Origin of the sequence: Candidatus Magnetominusculus dajiuhuensis (genome assembly GCF_046044395.1) — a bacterium.
Taxonomy (GTDB): Bacteria; Nitrospirota; Thermodesulfovibrionia; order Thermodesulfovibrionales; family Magnetobacteriaceae; genus Magnetominusculus; species Magnetominusculus dajiuhuensis.
On the sequence record NZ_JBJUSG010000203.1, the window covers coordinates 1 to 3,708 of the forward strand.

Consider the following 3,708-nt stretch of genomic DNA (forward strand, 5'->3'; position numbering starts at 1 on the left):
TTATGACATCTGCTACCCCCACTGTAAAGATGGGGTTTTCTTGACGCTTACGTATGAGCAACAGGGGGCGTCCTTCGACAGGCTCAGGATGTTTCACAGGCTCAGGATGTTTCAATTGACAAGCCCGGGATGATTCGATTGATATAGGAATCTTCTTACTTCCATGATTGTAACTTAGTATTAGTTTGCGGGGGCCGACCCGCACATATTACAATTTCTCGCAATAGAAACTGCGGGGTCTGCCCCCTCTTTTACTGCGCTTACTGCTAGGATTGATTAGATACGGTGAAACCGCACCCATCATGTGTTTTGTTGCAAATTACGTGCCAAAACGTGAATCCAGCAATATCAATGACTTATAAATTTGCTGTGTGTCATAATAGCGATACATTTTCCTATATAGTGACCACATTCCTTTATTGCGGAACATTTTTCCTGTGCCAGGCTGCGGCCTATGGCGCCCTCATCTCTTCAAGGTACTGCCCGGCGAGGGTCGCTCGTATCGGGTCTGTCGTCTTATAATACTCTATCATCTTGTCCGCTATCTCCTTGTGGTTAAACGGTTTCACTATATATCCCTGTATCCCAAGCCGCAGACAGTCTGTTATCGTGTCCGCGTCGGCCAGCGAGGTGGCCATCACTATCGCCGTCTTCTTGTCCACCAAATATTCGCGAATATGCCTTAGCACTTCATAGCCCGTCATATCGGGCATCATAATATCTAAGACCACAATGTCCGGTCTCCACTGTTCAAAAACCTCAAGGGCCGCCTTGCCGTCCGCGCACGACCTTCTCTGAAAGAGCATACCGTTTCTGATTCCAAGATAATACAGTCTCCTGATTTTCTTGTCGTCCTCCACTATCAATACCTTTATTCGTTTCAGCGACAATACGCCTGAATCTTCCATCTGGCCTCCAGCTCTAATATACTAATCATTCCTGAGCCAATTGCAAAATTAATAAATGCGTCACTTTTATGCCCACCCTTGAAGACTGGATTCCTGCTTTCGCAGGAATGACAATCTGCCCGGATGCGGGAATGACAACATGATTCCGTCTTCCTCTGTCTGTCATTCCCGTGAAAACGGGAATCCAGAATGTTGTAGACACTGCAGTCACAGCATTTTGCAATCGGCTCTCCTGAATACTCTATCATATCTGGTAAACTATGTGGACATTTTTCATATAACCCGACAGCTCGTCCAGCAATCTGGTTATCTCATCAGGGTTATTTTCCTTCGCGGCACGCTCAATGTCACCTCCAATGGTGGTAACGGCCTTAAACCCATACCCGCCGCCAGCCCCTTTGAGGTTATGTCCAATTTTCTGCGCGACCTTTATATCTCCAGCCTTCAGCGCTCCCTTTATCGCGTTAATGTCGCAGAGGACATCTTTCAGGAAGGCGGGGATGACGCCTTTGAGGTCAGGGTCAATGTGGACTGTCAGATTGTTGACTGCCTCCGCGTCTGACACGGGTATTACGGGGACAACCATCGGGGAGAGGGCAAGGGAGGTCGCAGTTGCCGCCCCGGTGAGTCTTATTATTGTTTCCATAAGCGTCAGCTTTTTTATAGGTTTCGTCAGGTGCGCCGTGCACCCGGCCGCCTGACTTTTCTTTATGTCGTCATCAAGGGCATACGCCGTCAACGCAACGATTGCAACGGGCTCTAATCCCATGGCTTTCTCATATTTCCTGATTTCCTCAGTGGCCCGCAAACCGTCCATTACCGGCATCTGTACGTCCATCAGGATGATGTCATAGTTTCCCGCGATGGCCTTTTCAATCGCGCTGACGCCGTCCTCAGCCGTGTCAATTCTATATGGCGTGTTCTTAAGATACGTCTGGATTAGTATACGATTTTGCGCGTAGTCCTCCACGAGCAGGATATTAAGCGGTCTAAGGGCGTTGTATGTAAAGGCGGCGAGTTCGCTGGTATGAGCCTCTGCCCCCGTTTCATATCCAAGGGCCGTGCGGATGGTGCTGAGAAGGTTGGCCTTCTTCAGAGGTTTTACGATACAGGCGTTTACACCTATTTCCATAGCCTTTTCACAGTCGGCTTTTCTGTTGTCTGAGCAGAGCATCATAATCGTCGTCCTTGCAAGTGAGTCCTTTATAGAGAGCATTGCCGTCTCAAATCCATCCATGCCCGGCATTCGGCTATCAAGCAGGAGAAGGTCATAGGGCTGGCCACTGGATTTCGCGCGTTTGAGCGTCTCAAGGCCGCTTTGGGCATCTCCAACGGCGGCCGCGCCAATCCCCCAGCCCATCAATTGCTGCGTTAATATATCACGATGTGCGGCGTTGTCGTCTATAATAAGGGTTCTTAATCCGGTTAAGTCCACTGGAAGCGGTTGGTGCTTAACATCCTGGCCTAATCCGAAGCCCGCCGTGAAGTGAAACGTGCTTCCCTGACCGGGTACGCTTTCTATCCAGATACGGCCATCCATCATGTTGACAAGTTTTTTTGAGATAGACAGACCAAGTCCCGTGCCGCCGTATTTGCGCGTTGTGGAGGAATCTGCCTGTGTGAATTTCTGAAAAATCATGTCAAACTTGTCTTCGGGGATGCCTATTCCTGTGTCGGAGATTGAAAACAGCAGACGCGCGCCTACGGAGTGGTTACCTTCCGGGTCGTTTTTTATGCGCAGGACAACCTCCCCCCGCTCAGTGAACTTAATCGAATTTCCTATCAGATTAATCAACACCTGGCGAAGGCGGCCGGGGTCGCCGATTATACTACACGGGACGTCGGGGTATATGTGGTAGTTCAGCTCAACTCCCTTCTTATGCGCCCGAATGGAGAGGATTTCAAATATCTTTTCGATAGTGTCAAGCAGGTCGAAGTTTACGCGCTCGAAACCGATTTGACCTGCCTCAATTTTGGAAAAGTCGAGGATATCGTTGATAATGTCAAGCAGGTTCTCGCCTGCCGTTTGAAATGCCGCGACGTACTGGCGCTGCTCACTGCTGAGAGCGGTCTCGGTGAGAAGCTCCGCCATGCCGATAATGTCATTCATTGGCGTGCGTATCTCGTGGCTCATGCTTGCGAGGAAATCACTCTTGGCTCTGTTGGCGTCTTCGGCGGCGGTCTTTGCGCTTCGCAGCTCGGCCTCTGCCCATTCCTGTTTTTGTGCATAGGTGACTATCTCGGTTACGTCCTCTACGGTGATAAAAATGTAATTTATAGCGTCGCTTTCGTCTCTTAATGGCCCCATGGTGCAGCTCTGCTGCATGTATTGAAAGTTTGATGTATGCTGCCCGGTGAGTTTAAAGGGGAACAGGTAGTTGTGCAGCTTTTGGGATAAGAAGATGAAGTTCCCGAACTTGAATACGGACTTACAGCTCTTGAGGAAGGATGGTTTGTCCAGATTTGGAAAGAAATCAAGCAACTGCGCCCCGACAATATCGCTGCTCTTTATACCGCTCTGCATAGCCAGCCAGCGGTTCCAGTAAAGGACAACGAGTTTCTTGTCAATAATCGCCACACCCGTGTTCAGCATATCCAAAAGCTGATGAGTGATTAGTTGGACAACGTCCATAATGTGTCTCATGCCTCCGTTCCAATATGTTAGCATAGCGCGGCGGTTGCCCGCAATCTTGCCGGATTTTAGCCAGGGCAAACGCATTAGAAATTGTCTCCCTTGTTTTTGTCATTCCGGACAACAGACTGTGTCACAATAGTAAAGCAGCCCCCCCCCCCCCCCTTT

2 protein-coding genes are annotated in these 3,708 nt (G+C 49.5%); both read right to left on the bottom strand.

Annotated features, from left to right (window positions below):
• Positions 1–452: 452 nt before the first annotated feature.
• Positions 453–908, bottom strand: coding sequence for a response regulator (locus tag AB7D94_RS16750; RefSeq protein ID WP_420267211.1), 456 nt, complete (start codon positions 906–908; stop codon positions 453–455).
• A 244-nt stretch (positions 909–1,152) separates the two neighbouring features.
• Complete coding sequence (locus AB7D94_RS16755) at positions 1,153–3,552, bottom strand: response regulator (RefSeq protein WP_420267212.1); 2,400 nt, start codon at positions 3,550–3,552, stop codon at positions 1,153–1,155.
• Between the last annotated feature and the right edge of the window lie 156 nt (positions 3,553–3,708).

Excerpts from the sequence above, each read along its gene's own strand:
- AB7D94_RS16750 (WP_420267211.1), bottom strand. The coding sequence starts at position 908 with ATGGAAGATTCAGGCGTATTGTCGCTGAAACGAATAAAGGTATTGATA.
- AB7D94_RS16755 (WP_420267212.1), bottom strand. The coding sequence starts at position 3,552 with ATGAGACACATTATGGACGTTGTCCAACTAATCACTCATCAGCTTTTG.